14 protein-coding genes are annotated in these 19,070 nt (G+C 38.3%); 5 read left to right on the top strand and 9 right to left on the bottom strand.

Translation table 11 applies throughout. The features are described from left to right. Positions 1 to 55: 55 nt before the first annotated feature. Positions 56 to 472, bottom strand: coding sequence for a hypothetical protein (locus NSQ84_RS06150; RefSeq protein WP_066251087.1), 417 nt, complete (start codon positions 470 to 472; stop codon positions 56 to 58). Between the two features lie 476 nt (positions 473 to 948). On the opposite strand from NSQ84_RS06150, the gene NSQ84_RS06145 reads away from it, so the two are divergent. Beyond that, complete coding sequence (locus tag NSQ84_RS06145) at positions 949 to 2,169, top strand: acyl-CoA dehydrogenase family protein (RefSeq protein WP_082830405.1); 1,221 nt, start codon at positions 949 to 951, stop codon at positions 2,167 to 2,169. A 432-nt stretch (positions 2,170 to 2,601) separates the two neighbouring features. On the opposite strand, the gene NSQ84_RS06140 is transcribed toward NSQ84_RS06145, so the two are convergent. The 8 genes from NSQ84_RS06140 to NSQ84_RS06105 form a co-directional block, all read right to left on the bottom strand. Continuing rightward, the gene (locus NSQ84_RS06140) at positions 2,602 to 3,984 is read right to left on the bottom strand and encodes an ammonium transporter (RefSeq protein ID WP_066251084.1); all 1,383 of its coding nucleotides are present in this window, start codon (positions 3,982 to 3,984) and stop codon (positions 2,602 to 2,604) included. A 31-nt stretch (positions 3,985 to 4,015) separates the two neighbouring features. Continuing rightward, on the bottom strand, positions 4,016 to 5,173 hold the full coding sequence (gene solA, locus NSQ84_RS06135; RefSeq protein ID WP_063389441.1) for an N-methyl-L-tryptophan oxidase: 1,158 nt from the start codon (positions 5,171 to 5,173) through the stop codon (positions 4,016 to 4,018). 35 nt (positions 5,174 to 5,208) lie between these two features. Beyond that, a complete protein-coding gene (gene glnT / locus NSQ84_RS06130) occupies positions 5,209 to 6,567 on the bottom strand; it encodes a type III glutamate--ammonia ligase (RefSeq protein WP_199757349.1) in 1,359 nt (452 codons plus the stop codon). A 23-nt stretch (positions 6,568 to 6,590) separates the two neighbouring features. Beyond that, positions 6,591 to 7,949 carry an FMN-binding glutamate synthase family protein gene (locus NSQ84_RS06125; RefSeq protein WP_063389442.1) on the bottom strand — a complete coding sequence of 453 codons (1,359 nt, stop codon included), beginning with the start codon at positions 7,947 to 7,949 and terminating at the stop codon, positions 6,591 to 6,593. Next, positions 7,931 to 8,638, bottom strand: a complete 708-nt coding sequence (locus NSQ84_RS06120) for a hypothetical protein (RefSeq protein ID WP_063389443.1) — start codon at positions 8,636 to 8,638, stop codon at positions 7,931 to 7,933. Before NSQ84_RS06120 ends, NSQ84_RS06125 begins: the two co-directional genes overlap by 19 nt. Next, positions 8,626 to 9,522: a class II glutamine amidotransferase gene (locus tag NSQ84_RS06115; protein ID WP_063389444.1), complete on the bottom strand. Its 897-nt coding sequence runs from the start codon at positions 9,520 to 9,522 to the stop codon at positions 8,626 to 8,628. Before NSQ84_RS06115 ends, NSQ84_RS06120 begins: the two co-directional genes overlap by 13 nt. 172 nt (positions 9,523 to 9,694) lie before the next feature. Continuing rightward, on the bottom strand, positions 9,695 to 10,447 hold the full coding sequence (locus NSQ84_RS06110) for an IclR family transcriptional regulator (protein WP_339212403.1): 753 nt from the start codon (positions 10,445 to 10,447) through the stop codon (positions 9,695 to 9,697). Positions 10,448 to 11,385: 938 nt separating this feature from the next. Beyond that, positions 11,386 to 12,084, bottom strand: a complete 699-nt coding sequence (locus tag NSQ84_RS06105; protein ID WP_339212400.1) for a helix-turn-helix transcriptional regulator — start codon at positions 12,082 to 12,084, stop codon at positions 11,386 to 11,388. Positions 12,085 to 13,165: 1,081 nt separating this feature from the next. Between NSQ84_RS06105 and NSQ84_RS06100 the strand changes: the two genes are divergently transcribed. The 4 genes from NSQ84_RS06100 (at position 13,166) to NSQ84_RS06085 (ending at position 19,069) form a co-directional block, all read left to right on the top strand. Continuing rightward, positions 13,166 to 13,402, top strand: coding sequence for a hypothetical protein (locus NSQ84_RS06100; RefSeq protein WP_063389449.1), 237 nt, complete (start codon positions 13,166 to 13,168; stop codon positions 13,400 to 13,402). A gap of 328 nt (positions 13,403 to 13,730) precedes the next feature. Continuing rightward, positions 13,731 to 15,029, top strand: a complete 1,299-nt coding sequence (locus tag NSQ84_RS06095; RefSeq protein ID WP_339212398.1) for a globin-coupled sensor protein — start codon at positions 13,731 to 13,733, stop codon at positions 15,027 to 15,029. Between the two features lie 929 nt (positions 15,030 to 15,958). Next, a protein-coding gene (locus tag NSQ84_RS06090) for an IS3 family transposase (protein ID WP_339212396.1) occupies positions 15,959 to 17,105 on the top strand; the annotation gives its coding sequence in 2 pieces (ribosomal slippage) (positions 15,959 to 16,228 and positions 16,230 to 17,105; 1,146 coding nt in all). Positions 17,106 to 17,269: 164 nt separating this feature from the next. Next, complete coding sequence (locus NSQ84_RS06085; protein WP_339212394.1) at positions 17,270 to 19,069, top strand: hypothetical protein; 1,800 nt, start codon at positions 17,270 to 17,272, stop codon at positions 19,067 to 19,069. Position 19,070: the final 1 nt, after the last annotated feature.

Raw genomic sequence — 19,070 nt, 5'->3', positions numbered from 1 at the left:
TGAAAGAACCTCCCCATGAAGCCGCGTTACGACAAGGGGAAATTCTTTCATTTGTTTAATTTAAAAATGTTGGCTCCGGCAATCGATGTGCCGTATAAATCGCATCTCCATCGCTTTCAGCATCAAAGATCACTTTCGTTTCAGGGGTAAAGATAAAAACATCTCCCGCTTCCCCTACATATTTGTTTCCTTGTTCATCTCTGACGATGATCTGCCCCTTTATAATTACCTTTACTTCTAAGTAAGTATACAAAAATTCAAACTCTTCCGACTTTTGCATAGAGAAATATCCAATTGTTAAAGGCTTCTCTAATGGGCTAATCGGAACGTCAATAATTTGACTTTTCAAAGCCGGTATACTCAAAACATTGTTCAACTCAATTTTTTCATACGTTCCAGCTTTTATTAGCTGAATTCCTGGCTTTTGACTTAAAAATTGATGATCCATAGCTGTTACCGCTGATTCACTCATTCTTTCCACTCTCCTTTTTCAATTTTTATAATCAGAGTTATGTTATGTTTTGTAACAAAAAATGTATTATTTTATAACTCTGATGATCCTATCATAATAACAACCGTAACGTTCTCACAACCGTTTTTTCTCAAATGGCGGGAATATTCGCAAAAATCTGTAAAATGTTCTGACAATTAGAGCTTTTCCTTTCGGATCATTCAACATGAGCAGGCAATGAAATTTTATTTCTTTGAGAACTTAACATTATTAGCGCCAATAATGAGATCAGCAACGATGTTTTACACGGAAAGGAGACAGGGAGAGTACCGAATCATTGTAAAATGTAATGACAAGGTTTTTGATTTATTCCCACTATTTAGGAAATCTCTGTTTCTTTGAAAGAATCGTCTATGTAAAAATAAAAGCACAATATTCATAATATTGTAATTTTTGTTAACATTCTTAACAGTAACCTTTAAAAAGGAGTGATGTCAATGGTAGTCAATCAGACAGAACTGCAGGAAGAAATTATGCAAATTCCAAAATGGTGGTCTTACCCAGAAGGATTCGAAAAACTAATTGAAAAAGCACATGAATTAGGCAAAAAGGAGCTGCTGCCCCGTGCTTCTATTTCAGACAAGGAGTGCCGTTATCCTCGGGAAAGCTTACAAGCAATTGCGGATGCTGGATTTGGAGCAGTTACAATCCCTGTTGACGACGGAGGCCTTGGCGCTGGACTAACTGGATTTGCTTTGTTAGCCGAAAGTTTTTCTCAATATTGCGCTTCCACTACTATGTGTTGGGTTATGCACACTGCTGCCGTCCAAACGCTTTATACAGCTGGAACTAGAGAGCAGCGGCAGCGTTATATTCCTGGGGTGCTAAAGGGAAAGATTGGCGCATTAGCCTTTAGTGAACCAGCGACTGGAAGCCACTTCTGGAATGTTGTTAGTTCGGCTCCCCGCAAAGGAAACGGATATTTGTTAAATGCGGAAAAATCATTTGTCACCAGTGCGGGCGAGGCGGATTGGTATATTGTTTGCACCAATTATCCAAATAGCATAGAAGACGATCCATTAATGTTTTTAATTGTAGATCATAATCAGAAGGGAATCGAATATTTTCCTTTTTCAGCTATGGGGCTTCGCGGAAATTCAAGCGGACCGATGAAGTTTAAAGATGTCTTTGTCCCTATTGAAAATCGTCTTGGGACTGAAGGCGGAATGAATGTTTATAATGAAAACGTCATTGATCCGCTCTTTTTATTAGGCACAAGTGCTTGCTGGGTTGGTATTGCTCAAGGAGCCTTGAATGCAGCAATTGACCAGGCAAAGAAAAAAGTCCATAAAGATACAGGAAAATCAGTTGCCGGCTACCAAGTCATTCGCCACGAATTGGCAAAAGCGCAAATTTTAATCGATAGTGCAAGAAGCATGCTTTATCGTACAGCTGAAGGGATGGATCAATGTTTAAATAGTGGAAAAGAATTGTCAGAATGCTTATACCCGCTTTGGGAACTCAAAACTCATGCAGCAGATATAGTCATACAAGTTACAAATCAAGCATTACAAGTTTCTGGAGGAAGAGGATATCTAACCGGGCAAGTGGAAAAATTTTTACGTGACGGTCGAGCAGGTGCAGTCATGGGACCCACAAACGAAATATTGCGCGAATGGATTGGCCGCACGTTAATTGGTGTTCCTTGGTTTGAATAATTTGTATCACTTGATCTGAAATATAACTGTTTGTGCCAATAACTTGTTTCTGAAATGCAAAAAAAGAGAATCGTTAGCCGAATAAATCGCCTTACGAGAGGAGGGAGCCCTGCCTTCCGATTAGTCGAAAGATATTTCAGAAACAAGCTCCACACCCTTTTGTATATTTTTTGCTTAAAATAGTTTTAAAGAAATAAGAGAACAAAACGATCACATGACGACAGATTTTTAATCTTTTTCTTTACAGTATAAAAAATTAACAATAATCGGCTGTTTTTCTTTGTCGAAATCTACTTGTTGTGTTTTTACAAATTCATCAAAACAAACATGAATCCTCACACTGTTTATCAGGTGAGGATTCTTTTATGCGTATACAATTGAATTGGTCATAGCTTTGCCGTTTTGACAACCAATGAAAAATACATTGCCATGCTAGGACATTTGAGAAGCAATATCGTTTGATTTACCCTTCTCTTCTATCGACTGATCAACATCTGAATAAGCCGGTTCTTGATGAAAGCTTAAATCAAGGCCAAGCAGCTCGTCTTCTTTTTTCACACGCAACGGTGTAAACAGCGAAACAATTTTCAAAACAATATATGTTCCTACTGCCGCAAGCAAAACAGCCACAATCACTCCTATAACCTGATGGAACAGCTGTTCAGGATTTCCATAAAACAAACCGTTATTCCCTGCCGGATTCACTGACTTAGTAGCAAAAAGTCCTGTTGCAATGGATCCCCATATTCCGCAGATGCCATGTACTCCAAAAGCATCTAACGTATCATCATATTTTAGACGTGCTTTCACAAAATGGATAGCAAAATAGCAGATAGGGGCGGATGCAAGTCCAATAATCAAAGCTGAAGGGATTGTGACAAATCCTGCTGCTGGAGTTATGCCAACAAGACCGCCTATTGCCCCAGTGGCAGTTCCTACTAGCGTCGGGCGCTTGCGAACCATCCATTCTATGATCAGCCATCCCAAGCCCCCTGCTGCTGCGGCAACTTGTGTATTGGCAAAGGCAAGAGCGGTAATACCATTTGCACTAAGTGCACTTCCTGCGTTAAAACCGAACCAGCCAAACCAAAGAGTGGCCGCTCCAATAAGAAATAAAACAATATTATGAGGAGCATCATTTTTCTTCATATGTTCATATCTCGGCCCAATTACGAGTGCAGCTGTTAATGCGCTAACACCGGAAAGTATATGAACAACCGTACCTCCAGCAAAATCAAGTTCGCCCATGGCAAAAAGCCATCCGCCTCCCCATACCCAATGAGCCATTGGTGCATAAACAAAGGTGATCCATAAAACCGAAAACATTACCCATGCAGGAAAAGAAATACGCCCTGCAATTCCTCCGGAAATAATCGCAACCGTTATAGCAGCAAATGCACCTTGAAAAATGGCAAATATATAATGAGGGATGGTTAATGAACCAAAAGCAGCCTCTCCTCCTACTCCGTTAAATGCCAGGTAGTCCAGTTTTCCAATGATTCCCCCTACATCCTGTCCAAAGCTGAGGCTGTATCCCCATAGCACCCAAACAATGGTCACAGTTAAAAGACTGACAAAGCTGTGCATCATCGTTGATACAACATTCCGTTCACTTACAAGCCCTCCATAAAAGAGAGCCAAACCAGGTACATGCATAAAAATAACGATAGCCGCTGCTACGAGCAACCAAGTTGTATCCCCCGTATCAACCACCGGCTCGTTCTCTTGCGCAAAGGCTGAAATCGGAAAAAGGAATAAAAGATAAAGAAGAAAAACGAAAAATATTGAAGCTCTTTTCTTTACGAAACCATCCATAGGAATCCTCCTCCTTACTTTTTTCATTACTCTAGCTTTCGGTAGCGATTTGTTCAAAACGATTTAATCGAAAAAAGGAAATATCATGTTTTGTTTTCCCAAGCGTGACTAAATCTGCTAAAATGCTCCCAACGATGCTGGCAAACTTAAACCCATGTCCGGAAAATCCGCCGGCTAACAACACATTGCTGAAGTTTGGATGAAAATCGATAATAAAGTCGCTATCAGGAGTAAGTGAATATAAACAAATTTTACCATCGGTCAGCTCGCCGGCAGCCTGCGGCATATATTTTTCAAGAAAGCTTCGTACATCACGTTCATCTTCACAGTAAGAACCAAATAGTCTGTTCACGGAATCTGGATCACTTTCAATCCCCATGTCATGACGTCCTATTTTTACACCTGTTTTCCGAAAATTCGGAAAACCATAATAATGACCTTCTTTTGTGTCAAAGACAAAAGCAGGAAATTGACCAAAATCATATAGTCCATCCTCCAACGGTGCAAACCATGCAACAGGTTTTCGGATCACTTGGATCGGAAAATCGAGTTCCGGCAATAATTTCGGAATCCATGCACCAGCTGTGATCACTAAATTGGCTGCTTGAAAACGTCCCTTCTCCGTAATGACCTCCGACATATCCGATTGAATGGACAGCTTTAAGACAGGATTGTTTTCCAACAGTTTGGCTCCCAGTTTTAAAGCTTCTTCTTTATAAGTTTGAATACATACTTCACATAACAAAAATCCTGCTTGGGGATCAAAACAGGCAGTAAAATCTTCGGGAATTTGAATGCCTTGCCATTTGTTCATCACCATGCTTGCTGTGAACATTTCAATTGGGAGGTTGTGATGAATAGAGCTTTGAATCGTTTCATTGACAAAAGATGAATCGCGTTCGCCGACAACTAAAGTGCCTGTTTGATAAAATAACGTTTTTCCTGTTTGCTCTTGCAGTTCCATCCATAACCGGTATGCTTCTTTAACTAAATCAACATATTTTTCCCCTTGGCCATAACCAAATCGCAGCATTCTTGTTTCCCCGGCGTGGCTTGCAAAGGAATTTGGAACAGAAAATTGATCAATCATCAACACGCTTTGACCATTTTGGGCTAAATAATAGGCTGCAGCACTTCCTGCAGAACCTGCTCCAATAACAATCACATCGTACATCCCGTCATAATTCATACGAATTCCTCCATATAAATCAATACGATTTGTTTTTAGTAGCCTTTTAAATATTTTTCAACTTCCCATTCGCTGACATAGTCATGATATTCTTTCCATTCAGCCTTTTTTCGTTTAATAAAGGTCTCCATAAATGTTTCCCCTAGTGCCTTGACTAACACTTCATCGCTTTCTAATGCTTCAATCGCTTCATTCAATGTAGAAGGCAATTTGTCAAATTCATTTTCTATCGAATGGAACATGTATAAATTTCCGTTAAATGGATCTCCTGGATCCATCCGCTTTTCGATGCCGTCCAATCCCGCTGCTAAAATCGCAGCAGTCGCCAGGTACGGATTACAGGAACCGTCCATGGCCCGAAACTCAATCCTTCCAGCATCAGGAATGCGAATAAGCTGTGTGCGGTTATTCCCTCCATAAGAAATAAAATTAGGAGCCCATGTAGATCCAGATGAGGAATTTAACGCTCCTAGCCGCTTGTAAGAGTTGACAGTTGGACAGACAATAGCAGCCAAGGCTTTTGCATGATTGAGAATACCTGCAATAAAATGATACGCGACTGCAGACAATCCAAAGCCTTTTGGATCATGAGCATCTTCAAATACATTTCGTTCTTCCCGCTCATCCCATAAGCTTAAGTGCATATGGCAGCCATTCCCGGTCAGATTGGAAAATGGCTTCGGCATAAACGTGGCGATTAGTCCTCGTTCCTCTGCCATGGTTCTAATCATATATTTAAAAAATGTATGCCGATCAGCAGACGTCACCGCATCTGAAAAATCAAAATTGATTTCAAATTGTCCATTGGCATCTTCATGATCTGCTTGTGTGACATTCCATTTCAATTCATTCATATACTCAATCAAAGTGCCTAAAAATTCGATATTTCTCATAAGCGCCTGCTGTTGGTAACATGGTTTCAATTCTTTATCCTGTTCATCAAACGGGGCAATTTTCCCGTCTTCTCCCTGTTTCACAAGGAAAAATTCCGGTTCCACTCCCGTTTTCATCGTATATCCCATGCTTTTTGCTTGCGTCAGCACATTTAACAAAATCGTTCTCGTACAAAACGGCCAAGGAGTTCCATCTTCCGTTAAAGTTCCGGCAAACCAAGCAATCTCTTTATTCCACGGTAATATAGTCATAGAACGCAAATCAGGGATGCACAATATATCGGGATCATGCGGTCCGTGGCCGAGATCGCCTACAGCAAAACCGGCGAATCCAGCCCCTGATTGGCAGACTGACTGTAAACGGGAGGAAGGAATTAATTTCGCACGTAAAGAACCGTTCAAATCCGAAAAGGAGGCTAACGCCAATTTGATCTTTTTACCTTCGATATATTTTAACGTCTCCTCCAACACCTTGTTATTGCTTTCCACTATACCGATCAATGATCATCACCATCCCTTATTTTTTACACTTTTAAAAGATCTTTAAATGAACTCCCATGGTCAAGGCTTGCAAAATACGGTTTTTTGCCCCCTAATCCTACTAGAGGAACTCCTGTAATATAGGAGGTGACTAATGTTAACGAGCGCAAATCGGTAGGATCTAAATCACTGACTCTGCTTTTTCCGCACGATCTTGCAAAAATTTGCATTTCCATCGTGATCGAATTGATATAATTCTCCACTCTTTCAGCGGCAGCTGTAGGATCTAATCTCGCCATTAACTCAGGATCTTGTGTCGCAATACCGACCGGGCATTTACCCGTATGGCAATGATGGCATGCACCAGGTTCTGTCCCTAAGGCATGGTAGTCTTCTATATAAATTGGCCGCTGGCAATTAAGGGCAATTAACATTGCTGAACCCATATAAACGACATCCGCACCTAGTGCGATGGCTTTCGCTGCATCAGCGCCATTGCTGATTCCGCCGCCGATAATTAGCTTTACTTCGTGCTTCATACCGATATCGTAAAGTGCTTGAGCTGCTTCAACTACAGCGGAAATGGTCGGAATCCCTGTATGATCCAATTGGATTTCCGGTGAGGCAGCGGTTCCTCCTTCCATTCCATCAATGACGACTGCTTCCACCCCAACCTTTGCCGCCAGCTTTACATCATCATAAACGCGTCCGGCCCCAATTTTAATAAAGATCGGCACTTCATAATCAGTCGCTTCCCGAATTTGCTCTACTTTTACCCCTAAATCATCTGGCCCCATCCAATCGGGGTGCCGGCACGGGCTTCGTTGATCGACTCCTGCAGGAAGATCCCGCATTTTTGCCACTTCTTCAGAAACTTTATGTCCAAGAAGCGTTCCGCCCGTACCTGGTTTGGCACCTTGGCTCACGACAATTTCTACCGCATCGGCTTTTTTCAAATCATAAGGATTTAAACCGTAGCGGCTCGGAAGCAATTGGTAGACCAATTTCTCCGAATATTCACGTTCTATCGGATGCATGCCCCCATCGCCCGTACATGTACTGATGCCGCATCTAGTCGCTGCAATGCCAAGCGCTTTTTTAGAATGAGCATTAATCGCCCCAAAACTCATCCCTGCAATCATGATCGGTGTTTCGAGTACGAGGGGACGTTTCACCTTTCCTTCTCCTATAACAACTTTTGTATCGCATCGCTCCCGATACCCTTCCAGCGGTACCCTTGACAGTCCTGCCGGAGTAAAGACGAGATCGTCAAAGGAAGGTAAGTCCATTCTTTTTGTAGCTTGGCCGCGGATGCGATATCGTCCAATCTGAGCTTTTTCTTGAATTTCTTCAATTTTTTCCGGACTCCACACCTTGCTTTTTCTTATAAGATTTCTTTCCATACGCGAAACTCCTTTTTATTAAAATGATGAAGCAAGCCGTTAGGAACAATTTTTTGAAAAGAGGGCGGCGGTTCTATTTGATAGAAATCAAGCAAACTCTTTATCTCATCTTTTTCCTCTTCCGACACTTCCTCTACCTTTGTTCCATTCCCCAGCTCCGCAATTTTCCCGCCAACGTAGATCACTCCATCATACATGGAATCTCCCAGCGCTTTCCCAGCATCTCCACAAATAATCATTTTTCCTTTTTGCATCATAAAACCGGTCATATATCCGGTATTACCGCCAATAATTAAAGTCCCTCCCTTCATGCTGATTCCCGCCCTGGCGCCTGCCTCTCCTTTGACAACTACGATACCGCCTCTCAGCGAAGCTGCACAGGAAGACGCTGCATTTCCATTTACGACAATTTCTCCGCTCATTAAATTTTCACCAACTGCCCAGCCGCAATTCCCGTTTATGGTCGCTGTCACCTTATCACATAAACTCACTGCATAGTAGCCGACATCTCCGTTATAAATGAGATGAATCGGATCTGTTATGCATACTCCAAGGTTATGGCGTGCGAGAGGGTTTTCGATGATGACCTCCTTTATATTATTTTTCGCAAAATCCCGAATCATTTGGTTGATTGAAGTCACCGTTTCACTCTTGCAATCAATTACTATACTTTCTTTCACAGATTCCATACCAATACCTCCTCTGCCCCTGGTTCTCTTACTGGCAAGCTTTCCCCAAAGCCATTTGTAATTGCTAAGCTTTCAGAAGCAAAAGCGATGAAATCATCAGTTTCCGCAAGCACAATCGGCTTCATACTAAAAGGTTCTTTTGCTAAACCGACTGCTGTCGGCGTAACAGCAATATAGCTAAAAGAGCCGTCTAAATCATGAACAGATGCTGTCATTGCTTCTTTTAAGCTGGCTCCTTTCTTCATTTCATCTACTAAATAAACGGCAATCACTTCCGAATCGTTTCCGGTTATAAATTGATAGCCTTTCTTTTCGTAGTATGCTCTCAATTTAATGTAGTTTGTCACATGGCCATTGTGAATAATCGTTAAATCTTTGAAAGAATTGCAACAGAGCGGCTGCGAATGGGAAATATCGACTTTGCTTTCTGTCGCCATTCTTGTATGGCCTACAGCAACTTGCCCGTCATATACGGAAAGCTTAAATTGCGCATCTAAAAGATGAGCTCCCCCTAAAGATTTCAACACTTCAATCGATTCTCCGATGTTTGCGACTGAAATGTCTTCGTCCAGCTGACTGATTCCTTGAACAATATGTTGGATATCTCCTGAATGGAAAATTTTTGTTCTGACGTAATTGCCATGATCAGATGAATACAGCACATCTGCTTTATCTTTTAAGAAGGAAATGATTTTCTCCCCGTTGCCCCTTGTTTCATAATTCACATCAACATATAAGACGTTCTCTTCCTTTGGATGGAGAATGGCAACTCCTGTTGAATCAGGACCTCTTCGAAACAAACTGTCCAGCATTGCCAATATGACTTCGCCTGTTTTCCTTTTGTGATTTGGATTTTTAAAGATGACACCACTGATCCCGCACATCTTTTTTCCCTCCAGTCGTTGAAAAATTTTTGGAACTTTTTGTGAGAGGTTGTGGTTATATACAATATTCCATAATTTTTTCCCAAAAAAAAGCTCATTTTATCGAATATTGGGAAAATTACAAAAACCATGTTACCTTTTCTTCCATAGGATGGACTTTTTCATCCTTTGGTCATCTGTTTGGTACCCAGCCTAGTTCTTCGGAAATTTCATTTGCGGCTCTGATTGTGGTAGATATTAAACCGGCTAACTCATCTTTCGTAAAACGCGTTTCCGGCCCGGCAACACTTAAAGAGGCGATCACTTTATTTTCCCAAGAGAAAATAGGAGCTGCCACACTGGCGGTTCCTTCTGTTGTTTCCCCGAAAGAAATACAATATCCATGCTTTCGAATTAACATTAAATGTAGGTGAAGATGATCCACGTCTTTTATCCTTCCATTTTTTACAAGATCTTTAATCACTTGGCTTCTTGTTTTCTCTTCCAAGTATGCTAAAATCACTTTTTTCGAAGCACCTACGCATAAAGGAAGACGCATTCCAATCGGTTCGACAATTCTAAGCCAATGCGGCGAATCAACACAATCAATAAACACGCCTTCACATCCTTCCGGTACGGTCAAGTACACACTTTCCTTTGTTTTTTGGGCCAGCTTTTCCATAATTGGTACTGCAGCATTACGAACCGATAGATTGTCTCGTATGGAAAGACCTAATTGAAGCAATGTAAGGCCTAGACGGAATTTTCTCGTTTGTTTGTTTTTATACACAAATCCATACTCTTCTAAACAAGTCAGCAATCGGTGCACCGTTTGAACGGGAATACCGAGCTTTTTACTGATTTCCGTAGTACTCCACTCTTCTTTATTTTCGTTCGGCTGAATAGTTTGCAATAATAAAATCGTTTTCCGAATCACCTCTGACATCTAAACCCCTCCTATGTAAAAAAATTTACATAATGAGAATGGAATGTTTGCTTTTATATTAACGAAATAAAAAATGATACAACGTTGTTTTGTCAGATCGGCCAACATACTTTTTATATTTTTTCCCATATAATGAGATTTTTTACCGGAAGAGGTTGAGGGAGGAATTTAATAAACGAGCAAGTTGAGTTAATTTTTCTCTTCTCCATTTTCTGTGGTTCTCTAGAGGCGAACTGGGGATGTATATCGGATCATGTAACAATTTGCGAATTTATTATCCAAGCAATATACGACAAAATAATCCGTCATTTGGATGCACTTGTTGAAAAAGCGCAAATTGCAGCTGGTTGACCTTGTATCCTGAAGGTCTCATAAAATGGGGGTGTCTAATAAGTCGTTTTTACGGCTTATTGACGCCCCCTTTAATGTTTTAGAAACGTTGATATATCGATGTTTATGATTTTTGTTTTTAATGGGATTTGATTTTCTGGACAGCCCCATGTCTCTCTCGTGTCGTAATGAAAATACCAGCCAAAACGAATAGTACACCAGCCAGGATGCCCTTAATAGTTCTTCTTTAGTTGAATGGTTTTAGTGTACTCGATTACACTTTCGTGAAAAGTTCGTATTGACAACAAATTCCGCTTAGGATAAGGTCAATCCGTTTCGAAATTCACTTACATATTTAAATTGTCGGTTTTGTATAATATTGTCTTTCAGTTACAAAATGCCTAAATAAATCCAAACCTTCATTATAAAATAAATGCTTTGATAAAAATTGAAACGTTTATCCTTTCTTTGCTTTAAAAAAATCCCCTCCCATGTAGACGGTTAGGAGCATAAAATCATTACATTTAACTGTCTACCTGTTAGGGGAAAATACGAGACCTGCTCAATTTTTAAAAATGGTAACATACTTACCATTTTGGAATATAAAATTAAGCAAACTTATCATAACGTTTTTCAGATACGGCAGCCCCCTCGGAAATCGATGTAGATGACATCCCCTTTTTTCGTTTGCCATACCTTTTAGTGATGTCTCTTTTCATTCTGGCAATAGTCATAATTTCAAATTTGTCGCCGTCATCCAATTGACGGAGGATTTCGATTAGTTCCTGCTCTTCTGGAGAAAGTTCGTTTTTGTCATTTTGTTGATCGATCATTTCGTTTTCACTAACTTTTATAGATGGATCGGCAAAAAGAGCAGCTGAAGCTTTAAATAGATTCATTAGTGCTTCAGGATCTAAGCTGACCGAACTGTTTTCGCCTTTCAAGCATTTTATGGTTAAATCCTGAAATCTTTTAAACAATGGAGATTTTTTAATTTTATCGTCTTCAGCTGAAGCACGGTCAGTCATTTCTTGTAAACAAGAATCTAACGTAAATTTATCATTAGTTTCAGAAATCGGAACACTAGTCAAATAAGCCTCGCCGTATAGCAAGAAATCATTACTCACTCCTAAAACTCTGCTTATTAATGATAGATTCTCAGCAGAAACTGAAACTGCTCCTCTTTCAATTTTGCTTAGTGCGCTATTCGTAATGCCAGTAGCTTTTGCCATTTCCTCAAGTGTCAAACCTTTTTCTTTACGAATTCGTCTTATCCGACTGCCCAATTCCTTTTTGAAATCGTTCATTTTTTGTCAACCTCTCTATAATCTTCCTAAAAGAAATATTTTTAGTCCTAAAGGAAAATTTTGTTGATTTTCGTCTTATAGGAATATATAATGTAATCAAAAGTGGTAACCGATTACCTTGTCAAACAAAAATAAAGTGTAAATAGATGTGAAAGTTCGACAATCTGCGTAAGTTTCCTAGTCCATTGGTCCAAAAGAACCGTCATAAATCATTACATGAAGGTTACCGATGGACTATATATCCGTTTAAATAATCAGTGCGCAGCGGTTTATCCTCTATATTAATCATCACAACCGCTTTTGCAGCCTTGAAACTGAACTAGCAGTTGAATCATTGCACAACAATAGCATCGCGATCCAATGATTGGAATAAGCAAGCTGTTGTTCCGGTGCAGATGCTTTGGATGAAACAGGTACAGCGTGCCGACTGAAAAATGCAGCATATCAAATGTTCTTTATGCCCGGAAAGCCTTCTGATTATTGATCTTAACAATGAAAGAAATAGACGAGCTCAATCAAAGGCTATACCCATTCGAAGCATCAAGCAGAGTTTTGCTATCTAAAATAGTTCTTTGAGCTTTCAAATTCATACATAAACTGTTGAATCACTGTCCTTTAAAAATTGCCAATTTGAAGCATCGAGAAAACAACTTGTTCCCAACTACATCAATCAGTTGAAGATATACAAATGGAAATGCTTCACTGTTTTTTAATACCATCTGCATTAAATTCTCCGAAATATAGATAGTCTCTAAATAGAGCTAGTACTGGCATGAATTGAAGAACTTGGTTCTTTTATTTATCCACAGTTTGGTTTTACAACATGATGAGCAGGCTTAATCTCCTGAACAATCTGGTCGATGTGAAGCTTTAAGGATGATAAAAGCTCCTGCTGCGTTTCTCCGTCCTCGTTATACATGAAAATCTTTCGGAGATAGCACCAGGACATAGTTAATCAGCAATAGATTTTTGAATCAACATCTCATAACGAATTCTAATCCTCAATATAGTTATGACTCCCTTTCATTCTACCAAAATTCGGCATAGGGAAACAGAATGATCATAGAAAGGAGTGATTTTAATGGCGGTTCGCAAACAACGCATCACTCCGTTAGGGTGGAAAATCAAGCGGCGCTTGGCAGAACTTGAAATGACCCATAAGGAGTTTTGCGAGCAGCATAAAATCCCGTTAAGCCGCCTTTCTGAAATTATTTCAGGAACACGTCAAAACCGAAAATATCGCGATAAAATTTTAAGAGAGTTGGAAATCGAAGAGGAGGGTCAACCCCATGCCGAACAAGTGCAGCATGTCGGTTGAAACTGAATAATTTATAACAAATTAAGCAGAAGAAAAAACTCATTTGGTACGATGGTTAAAATTGTGGAAACTATTATTTCTGCTCTAGCCGCTCAATATCGTTTCACTGCCATCCGTACTCGCAGCGTGAATAGGTACATAAAGAAGCTAAATGATATTTAATTGCCTTATACAGCTAGTTAGATAATAGGGTTGGTTATCCAAAATCATCCCAACATTTTTGGAACGGATGATGTAAAATATTTTCAAAAATGTTATGTATTGTTGTATTTTTCGGGATTTATTCGTATTGGCACATGCCTACATGTTGTAACGGGGTGAAATATAGGTGATTTTCAAAAGAACAAAGCAAGAAAATTCGTATTTTAATTTTGATCAAGGGAAAGGCAATATAAGTATCACGAAAGGCAGTGAAATTGAAAGGCAAATCTTAATGATCGACCTAACAGAAAAAGATTTACAGATTATTAATGCTATACAGCCATTCGTAATAGAAAAAATTGATTTAATTGCTGATAGATTTTATAAGAACTTGGAAAAAGAACCATCGCTTTTAAAAATTATTAATGATAACAGTTCGATAGAAAAATTAAAAAAGACGCTTAGACAACATATTGTTGAAATGTTTAACGGAAGAATAGATGCAGCTTTCACCGACAAAAGAATTAAAATGGCACATATGCATGTAAGGATAGGTCTTCAAACGAAATGGTATATGTGTGCATTTCAGGATCTATTTTTAGCACTTATGGATATTATCCAACAAAATATGATGAATAAGAAAGATTGCTTTCTTGCCATAAGAGCGGTCTCTAAAATTATAAACTTAGAACAACAATTGGTATTAGAGGCGTATGATACTGAATCAATAAGATTAAAGGAAGCAATTGCAATAGAGGAACAAAAAAGGTCAGTTCGTAAAAATGTTGCAAAAGCATCTCAAAATCTGGCTGCAATCTCGGAGCAGACAAATGCTTCTTTCCAGCAATTAATCGCGCAATCAAACGAAATCGTTTCCCTTGCAAAAAACGGAACTAATCTATCTCTAACCGCACAAGAACGTGCCGAAAAAGGAAAAGAACATATGCATCAACAGACATTAAACATGTCGAACATTTATAGTGCCGTTGATAATATATCAAATGATGTCCATTTATTATTGGAAATATCAAATAAAATGCAAGAAATCGTCGGCATTGTTACTGGAATTGCTGACAAAACCAACTTATTATCGCTTAATGCTGCCATAGAAGCTGCAAGAGCAGGTGAATCTGGCCGCGGTTTTGCTGTTGTAGCTGAAGAAGTCCGTAAATTGGCCGAACAAACTAAGAATTCAGTTTCAAAAGTATCTTCTCTCATTCAAAATACCCAAAAACAAGTAGAGGATCTTACAAAGTCGCTTGAAAAAATAAAAACAGAAGTGAATAACGGTCATCAAAACATGCAAGAAACAGAGAAACACTTTGAGCAAATTTTGGACACAATGGCTAAAACAATGGATCAAAACAATAAAATCGAGACGGAATTGATATCGTTTGTAAATGTGGTAAATGAATTAGGAAAAGCGTTTGAAGAAGTGTCCCACTCTGCAGATCAATTGACGATGATTACAAAAGAAATGAACTAATCTTTCGAAGAAAGAGTTGGAAAATTGCCCAATCGACTACTTAAGAGATGCTGTAATTATACTGTGTCTCCCCCCTTTGTAAAAGAGTTCTCACCTGTTGCATCGAAGCATGAGAAGCTGAAAAAAATGCATACTATACAAGAACCGGGAGATGTTCTGTTGGTACGTGTCTCGGTTCTTTTTTATTTGCAAAATAAGTCTGCTTATGCAGTTAATGAAGCGATTTAAAAGGTCGGAAGCATTCAACTATTCGGATGCGGTCATTCACACATTTTAACAGATGGAGTACTTTAAAGCGTGCGGATCAATCCATATCGAATCACCAATACTTTATGAAGGTGCGCTTCGTTCTCCAACGTTGGATTTAATAGTTGATGTGCGAATTTTTGTAGATCTGTTGCGAAAAACACAGTTTAAAAACTCTCAAAACTCTTGATAACAAGGTTTTAAGATTTTTTTCAATATTTCCACAAAAATATATAAAAATTAACGTTTAAATATGGAATTTTTTACACTAATTCCCTTATAATCAAAATGATAGCAGATACTAAGCAATATGAAAGAATATTAGAGCAGCTCCAATTAGAACAAGCTGACAAATATACCATTTTATTTAATGGAGGATTTATGATGTATGGTCAATAAACAGAAGCTTGCGTTTTTCTCCCTGTTATTTTTTATAGCCTTCACAATTATAGGGGACGCATATATTTATTATGTAGATGGAAAAGTATTTGAAAGTGATTTTAAGTATACAACAGATGTGAAAAGTGAGAAGTTAAATCGAGAGTACATACAAGATTTAGACCGACTGAGCAAAGAACTAAATTTAAAAATATATGTCGTATCATCAACCGTTAATTCTAGTAATTTATAATGCTCCCATAAGGTGAGACACATGAGCGTGATAAATAAGTTATAATGATACCATGAAAAAAAGAAACCGATATACCGCAGAATTTAAAGCTAAGGTGGTTCTTGAGGTGTTGCGTGAAGAGCAAACCGTCAATGAAATAGCCGCCAAATATGAATTAAGCCCAGTCATGGTCAGTCGTTGGAAAGCAGAATTTCTAGAACGATCCTCGATGGTCTTTGAAAAAGGCTCAAGCGAAGTGGATAAAATCCGTAAAGAATATGAGGCCAAACAAGAAAATTTAGAGAAATTGGTAGGTCAGTTAACGGTTGAAGTTGACTGGCTGAAAAAAAAATCTGGGCTCAAATAAGTCTGTTGACGAACGAAAGGCTATGGTCGAATTCAATCACCCATCGATCAGCATCAAGCGTCAGGCACAGTTATTAGGTATTCATCGTACTAGCGTGTATCGCCAATCAAAGGGGCAAACAGAAAGCTCAGAAAACATCATGCTCATGCACGAAATGGATATGCTTTATACAGCTCATCCCTACTTTGGCTACAGGCGCATGACTGCGAAACTTCGTGAGAAAGGATTTGATGTGAATCATAAACGCGTACGCCGTCTCATGCGCCTTATGGGTATACAAGCTATTTACCCAAAACCCAACCTTAGTAAGAGGCTACATGCCAAGTACTGCCGGCCTTACCTGCTCCGTGGATGGGAGATCACCCGTCCGAACCATGTATGGGGAGTGGATATCACCTACCTTCGTATGGGACGGGGCTTTATGTACCTGTTTACCATCATCGACTGGTTCAGCCGCAAAGTGATCGATTACGAGTTATCTAGTACGCTGGAGAAAGGATTTGTCATCGACTGTCTGAAGCGGGCATTGCGTCATGGTAAGCCGGCCATCATCAATAGTGACCAGGGCAGCCATTTTACAAACGCTGACTATCTCGGGCTGTTGAAAGAGTATGGCATCCAGGTATCAATGGATGGCAAAGGACGAGCAACAGACAATAGTCGTACGGAACGATTCTTTAGAGCTTTAAAGTATGAATGTATCTATCTCAATGAATTCGAGAATCCTAAAGAGTTGCGAAAAGGCATTCGACGCTATGTTACGTTCTATAATACAGACCGACCTCACCAATCCTTGGACTATTTGACGCCAGCAACAGTGTACAAGCAACCTAAGATGGCTCAAGCATCCTAACCATCGAACGTGATGAGAGGCTTTATATGGAGAGACGGGCATGATAGGCTGTTTTAGCCATGCGATGTTATCTGTCCATCGCTCCAGCGCAAAAAATCGTGCCCGTAGAGGCTCCATGTCAAGCCTTTATCGCACACGCACCACATTCATAGCGAAAGGAGAGAATGGATAACTTAAATATTATCAATTTGTGTCTTGACAAAGGGGTGCATTACAATTCTGCTACCTATACGATCTATTCTACAGAGGAACATAAAAATTATTTTAAAAAAAGAATATTAGTAAAGAATGATCATTCTATATTTAAATCGTTAATTAGCGGCAAGAGAGAAATTATATTTAAACCCTTTAGCGATATTACTGAGATAAAAAAAGAAGAATACTTTTATGTTTTTGGCACTAAAAAAAGCGTGGAAAAATTGCGTTCTGAAACAATTGATAAATACGGAATGAGCAAACCCGAAGAAAACCGCTATCAAAATGATGCAATATTTATGATTATTTCGGCTTGGACCTTCGTGTTTTTCATTATATTCTTATATACCATGTTTGAGGTGAATAGCCTAAAAAAGGAAGTTTTAATTAAATATTTTAATGGGTCTGATAAGAAAAGTATAATTGTTCCCTTGATAATTACAAATTCAGTAACTATTATTAGCAGTGCTTTTATTGGTATGTTACTAGCGATTTTTATAACTGAATCATCTAAGTTTCTATTAATATCAGTTCTCATGTTGTTTGTTATCGTACTTTCTACAAATATTCTCTATCTTATGCTTCGCAATTTGGATATTAAGAAAACATTTGTAAGAAGCTATTACACATTAGGATATAAAATATTAGCCTTTTTTATATTGTTTATCATAACTGTAACCTTAATCTTAACTTTAACCTTCAATCTGAAGACGATTTACGATGCTATATTAACGATTAACCAGAGGGATCATTGGGAAGAATATTATGATTACGATAATGTCCTCTTTTTATTAAAAAACTATACCGAAACTACGAACTTTGAAACAGAAAGAGAATATGCAGTTAAATTTTATAATGATTATCTCGATAAATACCGAATTCATTTATCATTTGATTTTTCAAACAATGGCGGTATTTCGTCAAGTATGGTGAATGTAAATGAGTCTATAGTGTATTTGAATAAATATGCGAAAAAGGAAATTAAAGATTTAGGAATTGATTTAAATAAACTGAAAGAGGACAGATATTATCTCATTTCTAGATATACAGATGCGGAATTAAAAGAAAAAGGTATATTTGATCCATCAACACCTAATGAAATTACCAACTTGTTACAAAATGATGACGGGATTTTTGAAACAATAACTATTAAAAATCCTTACACATTATTAATACATGATATTAATATGGCAAATTTAGCTGATAATTATAAGAAAAATCCTATCATTATTTTTGATACCCATAGTAAATTACCTAGTAATGAAATGGGTTTCTATGTCTTTAATTCATTAGTTAAATTTAACAATGACAATAATTTTGAAGCTTTTATTAAAAAAATTGGCTATGAAGATGAAATTTTCTATAAAAATAACATAAAAGATTTATATTTAGAAAAACGTGCTGAAAAAATATTAGTTTTATTAATCAATATCATTTTAAGCATTATGTTGTTAATCTTATTTAATATTTCTTTATCTACCATTTTAAAAATGGATTTTAATTCTAGAGCCATTGAAATAGCACTTCATAAAGTATTCGGAAAAACTTTTTTTCAAAGGTATAAAGGTGTATTCAGATTGTTAATTGGTGCCTTCATTTTAGGTGTGGGAATTGCCTTAGCGGGAAAAATTATGTTCTATCATTTCTCTTTCCTTTATATTTTTTTCGCAAGTACAATTGTGCTGATAAATACTATTGTCATTCTTTCACTGTTTATAAATAAATTTGAACAGATAAGCATATCCCGCGTATTAAAAGGGGGTATATAAA

It is taken from the genome of Aeribacillus sp. FSL K6-3256 (genome assembly GCF_037965805.1).
Lineage (GTDB): Bacteria > Bacillota > Bacilli > Bacillales > Aeribacillaceae > Aeribacillus > Aeribacillus composti.
Note: the sequence above shows the minus strand (reverse complement) of the source record. Positions and strands in the feature narration are given on the sequence as shown.